5 protein-coding genes and 2 tRNA genes are annotated in these 5,528 nt (G+C 52.0%); 3 read left to right on the top strand and 4 right to left on the bottom strand.

The genetic code is table 11. From position 1 onward, the window contains the following. On the top strand, window positions 1-2,090 hold a 2,090-nt coding region (locus tag ABYW01_RS12830), incomplete at its 5' end, for a putative bifunctional diguanylate cyclase/phosphodiesterase (RefSeq protein WP_372833273.1). A 78-nt stretch (window positions 2,091-2,168) separates the two neighbouring features. On the opposite strand, the gene ABYW01_RS12825 is transcribed toward ABYW01_RS12830, so the two are convergent. From ABYW01_RS12825 to ABYW01_RS12810, 4 genes are all read right to left on the bottom strand, one after another. Then, on the bottom strand, window positions 2,169-2,699 hold the full coding sequence (locus tag ABYW01_RS12825) for a cytochrome b/b6 domain-containing protein (RefSeq protein ID WP_372833272.1): 531 nt from the start codon (window positions 2,697-2,699) through the stop codon (window positions 2,169-2,171). Between the two features lie 2 nt (window positions 2,700-2,701). Further along, window positions 2,702-2,971, bottom strand: coding sequence for a PepSY domain-containing protein (locus ABYW01_RS12820; protein WP_372833269.1), 270 nt, complete (start codon window positions 2,969-2,971; stop codon window positions 2,702-2,704). A 62-nt stretch (window positions 2,972-3,033) separates the two neighbouring features. After that, window positions 3,034-4,443, bottom strand: coding sequence for an ATP-binding protein (locus ABYW01_RS12815; protein ID WP_372833267.1), 1,410 nt, complete (start codon window positions 4,441-4,443; stop codon window positions 3,034-3,036). Between the two features lies 1 nt (window position 4,444). Next, window positions 4,445-5,095 carry a response regulator gene (locus ABYW01_RS12810; RefSeq protein WP_372833265.1) on the bottom strand — a complete coding sequence of 217 codons (651 nt, stop codon included), beginning with the start codon at window positions 5,093-5,095 and terminating at the stop codon, window positions 4,445-4,447. A 234-nt stretch (window positions 5,096-5,329) separates the two neighbouring features. On the opposite strand from ABYW01_RS12810, the gene ABYW01_RS12805 reads away from it, so the two are divergent. Beyond that, window positions 5,330-5,417, top strand: a tRNA-Ser gene (locus ABYW01_RS12805). A gap of 32 nt (window positions 5,418-5,449) precedes the next feature. Continuing rightward, window positions 5,450-5,525 (top strand) — tRNA-Asn (locus ABYW01_RS12800). Window positions 5,526-5,528 lie beyond the last annotated feature (3 nt).

The raw sequence follows: 5,528 nt of genomic DNA, 5'->3' as shown, positions 1-5,528 counted from the left end.
GCCGCAACCTGATGCTGGTGGATTCACAGGGTATTGTCTTTGCGGCCACGAATTCTGACTGGATCCTGAAAAGCTTATGGCCCCTGAGCGAAATCCAGCAGAAACAGGTGCTCTCATCACGACAGTTTGGTGATACGCGTATTGAGAGCCTTGGCTTCGAACAAGTCGATGATGCCGGGCGTATCAAAGTGAATGAGCGTGATTTTGTACTGGAGAAGGCCCCATTAGAGCGTTTAAACGGCTGGCAGGTTTTTTATCTTCGCGAAGGAAAGCCAGTTACACAGTATAACCAGATCAAAAACCTGACCGAGCTGGCTATCCCCCTGTTTAGTGTGCTGTCTTTAATATTTGCGGTGATGTTTCTGCGCTGGCGTCAGAGTTTGAAGCTTCAGGCCGCCGAAGAACGCAAGCGTGTTAAAACGGAAGCACGTCTTTATCAGCTCGGCGACATTTCCAACGAGGGTATTCTGATCCATCGGCGCGGTAAAATTGTCGACTTAAATACCGTCGTTGAACGTATGTTTGGCTACAACCGTGAAGAACTGGCGTCCATGGAGGTGTGGGACCTGCTTGCGCCGGAAAGTATCGCGGTGGGTTTTCACAACGTGCACACGGGGATGGAGCTGCCTTACGAGGTGCAGGCCTTGCGTAAAGACGGGCGCGAGTTCCCGATGGAAGTGTTCGCTAAGAATAGCGAATTGGAGGGTGAGTCGGTGCGGGTGGCTTGTCTGCGGGATATCACCGAATTTAAACAGCAAGAAGCAACCATTCGTTATCAGGCGCAGTTTGACCTACTCACCGATCTGCCCAATAAGCAGTTATTTACGGAACGTCTGAAGCGCTCACTGGAACATGCGGCAGAGAACAACACCAATGTCGCGGTGCTGTATATCGATCTGGATGATTTTAAAAAGATCAATGACGGTATGGGGCATGAAGCAGGCGATCAGCTGCTAATTGCCGTTGCCCAGCGTTTGCTGTCTGTTACCCGCATTGGCGATACGCTGGCGCGATACGGTGCAGATGAGTTTGTTATGCTGCTGGATGAAGTGAATGCCGAAAGCGAAGCGCCGCGTATGGCGCAGCAGGTATTGCAGGAACTGGAACACGAATTCGAGATTGAGGAGCACCGCTTCTATATCTCTGGAACGGTCGGTATCTCCATCTACCCAGATGATGGCCGCGATGAAGTGAGCCTGCTTCAGCATGCTGATATCGCCATGCACCGCTGCAAGGTGGAGAACAGCGGTAACAGCTACGGTTTCTATCAATCCAGCATGAACGAAGATGTGGCGGTACGTGTGGAGATGGAGCGACATCTGCGCTCTGCACTGCAGAACCATGAACTCTATCTCCACTATCAGCCGATCTTCGGCTCTGATGACCGGCGCTTGCTGGGGGCTGAAGTACTGGTACGCTGGCGCAGTGATGAGTTGGGTTTTGTCGGGCCGGATAACTTTATTCCGTTGGCAGAACAAACCGGACTTATTGTGGAAATTGGTCACTGGATTCTGAAAACGGCGTGTACGCAGGGGCGCAAGTGGCTTGATGAGGGCCTGAAGGACTTTTATCTGGCGGTAAATATCTCACCGCGTCAGTTGCGCCATCAGGACTTTATCCATCTGCTTAAGTCCGTATTGGATGAAACCGGGTTTCCGGCACAGGCGCTGGTACTGGAGCTGACAGAGGGACTGTTGGTGAAAAAAGATTCCGGTACTGCACAGGTATTGGATGATTTGAAAGCACTGGGCGTGATGTTGTCGATGGATGACTTTGGTACAGGGTATTCATCACTGGCTTACCTGAAGATGTTCCCGTTTGATGTCATTAAAATTGACCGCAGTTTTGTGCGCGATCTGGCGATTGATGCCAGTGATCAGCAGCTGATTGTAGCCGCCATCGAAATGGCCAAAGCGTTGGGGCTGAAGGTGGTGGCGGAAGGTGTCGAAACGGCTCAGCAGCTGCACTTTTTACGTGACGCCGGGTGTTATTCAGTACAAGGCTATTATCTGAGTAAGCCCATCGACCCGATGCTATTCAGCGAGCGTATCGTTGAGAAAGAGTTGGCTGAACGTCTGGTTATACTGTGACGCTAAAGGCATACCGGGCATAACCCGGTATGCGGGTAAATCTGCACCGACGAGATAGATGGCTTTGTAAACGGGTGGTCATGTATCCCGATAACCTGTCAGCATGATGCGTATCAGGTTGTGCGGACCACGTCGGCTGAACCAGACTACTGCGACGACATGAAAACCTACCAATCCCATCACCAGATTAGCGCTGGTTTCATGCAGGTCTTCGATCCAATCCTCTCCCCAGAACAGATCTGTCGTGGCTAACCAGCCAGAAAAGCCCGTGAGCACGACGCCTGCCAGCAGCGCCAGAATCATCAGTCCGCCGATTGGATTATGACGATCAGGGGAGGGTGTATCGCCACGTAGAAGCTCACACAGGTGATGTTTGATACGAGTGGGTGTCGGCCAGAAGTCACTGAAACGTGCATTCTGGGGGCCAATAAACCCCCAGACAATCCGCACGGCGACCAGCGCTAACGTCAGATAGCCGACCCACTCATGGGCAGACTCTCCTTCTTCCAGCAAAAAATAGTTGAGCAGAAAACTGGTGGCCAGTGACCAGTGGAAGGTGCGGATCAACGGATCCCACACCTTCACGGTCTGTTGCGATTGAGTAAACATGGTTACTTCATCTTGGTTTTTACAGCGTCACCTGAGACGGGATGGAAATAAACCTCAACTCGGTTATCCGCCTGATCCCAGCCGTAGATTTCATAGCAACCACCGCTGGTGACTTTAAACTTCTTGATCTTAAATCCCTGGTCTTTGATCTGCTGTTGCATCGTTTCCTCAGGGATCCAGTCTTGCTGATTACCATCGGTACAACGTGGACCGGCGTGAACCTGAGTGGTCGCGAGCATCAGTACAGTGGTGGCAGTGATCAGTGCTTTCATCGGTAGAGCCTCATTAAGTGGTGTGAATGAGGTTATTGTCGCGCAGCAAACTTAAAACAAACTTAAGGTTGAGGCAGTTTCACCTGCACCGTTAAGCCTCTCTCACCGGCTGTGTCCAGCAGTTGGTATTCTCCCTGATGCAGGGTGACGATCTGATCGATGATCGAAAACCCCAGCCCGGCGCCCTCGCTGTCAGCCTTGTTCTGGCGATAGAAACGCTGAACGACCTGTGCTTTTTGTGCAGCATTCAGCCCCGGACCGTGATCTGCAATGCTGATCTGGAAGTTCTGCTGTTCTTTGGACAATGAAACAATGATGGTATCGCCGATACAGGTATAGCGAATGGCGTTTTCGATCAGATTTCGCAGTAGGATCTCGATCAGTGTGGGCTCGGCGTAAAGCGGCTGATTTGTTTGATTGATTAGCTCGATCTGAACGCCGCGCTTAAGTGCGTGCGGGACCAGTTCCGCGATCAGGTCCGCGGCCAGTTGATCACCATCCAGCGCTTGCAGCTCAAGCTGCTCACTTTTACGCGGCTCCAGTCGCGCCAGCATGAGGAGTTGTGTGACCACCCGCTCCATCCGGTTCAGGCCCGCAGATAGCGGTGCTGCCTGTTCATCGCAGAGCGCGAGACGTTCGATATGAATGCGCAAGGCGGCCAGAGGTGTACGCAGCTCGTGGGCGGCATCACTGGTAAAGCGGCGTTCACGCTGCAAGGTATCGGCAACCCGTTGGAACATTCGGTTAAGTGACTCGACCGGGGCCTGCAGTTCGCTGGGTAGGCCCTGGCTGTTGATCGGCGACAGCTCCGCGCTATTGCGCTGATCCAGCTCCCGACTGATCTTTTTAAGCGGTCGCAGATTGAGATTGACCGTCAGCGTGATGGCCACGATCAGGCTGGTAATCACCACGGCTAAAGGCAATAAAACCTGTTCAGCGACCTCTTCTGCCACCTCTGTACGCAGGGCAAGCGGTTGGCTGGCACGTATCCATAGCGACCGCTCGGGTAGATAAAGCGTATAACTACGCTGTTGCGGGCTAGCCTCGGAATTATGTGTATCAAAGCCTGCGTTTTCTGGTGCGGGGAGTTGTAGATCAGAAGGTGATGAATAGAGCAGGGCACCCTGTGTGCCCCACACCTGAAAGCCCTGATTCTGTTCGTAATAATGGCCCGGATCATAAGTATTCAGACTACGATAGCCCTCTTCGTATTCATCTTCGCTGCCTGTGCGTGGCGGCATCGCGGCCTCTACCTGACGCACTGATGCTCGCATGGAAGAAAGTAGGGTGTCCGGATTATCGCTGAGAGTGAGCTGACTGGCGAACTGGCGGGCAAACTGCACCAGTGACGCATCGTACACTTCCTCGACTTCATGATTCGTGGTCGACCATGTCCAGCTCAGCAAGACCAGAGTAGCGATGCTGAACAGTCCCGCGAGTGCGCATAGAATACGGTTCTGAATTGAACGCATATTAGTTCTCCACCATGTAGCCAACTCCGCGTACAGTGCGAATCAGACTCTTGCCAAACTTCTTGCGCAGGGCGTGGATATGCACTTCCAGTGCATTACTTTCCGGGTCATCCTCGTAAATTTCTTCTTCTATCTGACGGCGGGTGAGTACACGTCCTTTAGCATTCAGCAAACTCAGTAGCAGATCGTACTCCCGTCGCCCCAAGGAAATTGAATGGTTTTGGAACTTAACCTCCCGCGCCGCTGTGTTAATGGTGAGATCACCGTGTTCAATGTACTCCTGATCGCGACCTGATGCGCGGCGGTGCAATGCACGAATGCGGGCTTCCAGTTCGTCTAGATCAAACGGTTTAACCAGATAATCGTCCGCACCCTTATCGAGGCCGGTAATCCGTTCCTCGATAGCATCGCGGGCTGTCAGGATCAGAACGGGTGTGGCGATCCCTTGTTGACGGGCTTGCCGCAACACTTCAAGTCCATCCATATCCGGCAGGTTAAGGTCAAGGATGACGACTCCGGCGCTATCTTGTTGCATGACGTGCAAGCCTGCAGACCCGGTTTGTTGCCAATCGACCCGATAATTCCGGGCTTGCAGTGCGAGCATAATGCCCTGACCCAGCAGAGGGTCGTCTTCGATTAACAGCAAGCGCATTAGGGGCAGCCTCCATTTTAAAAGGTTTCAGTATCCCATAAGAAAATTAAACAAAACTTAAGGATTCGGAAGGAATTCAGGTATTGGTTGTTGAGTGATCAATTTATTAGCTGCCTTCTGGTTGTTTATTAAGCGTTTTCAGGAAATACGAAAATAAATGCAAAAACTTTGAAAAAGATGGCTTCTCGTTGTTGACAGAAAAATTGATCGAGGTAATATACGCGCCACTCCTACGGAGGGATGGCTGAGTGGTCGAAAGCACTGGTCTTGAAAACCAGCGGTCCGAGAGGGCCCTAGGGTTCGAATCCCTATCCCTCCGCCATTTCTAAAATGGCGGGAGTATGAGCGTGTAGTTCCTCGATAGCTCAGTTGGTAGAGCAGTAGACTGTTAATCTATTGGTCGCTGGTTCGAGTCCAGCTCGAGGAGCCAGAG

The organism is Pontibacterium sp. (genome assembly GCF_041587635.1).
Lineage (GTDB): Bacteria > Pseudomonadota > Gammaproteobacteria > Pseudomonadales > Balneatricaceae > Pontibacterium.
The sequence above is the reverse complement of the archived record's forward strand: the minus strand, read 5'-3'. Positions and strand labels throughout refer to the sequence as shown.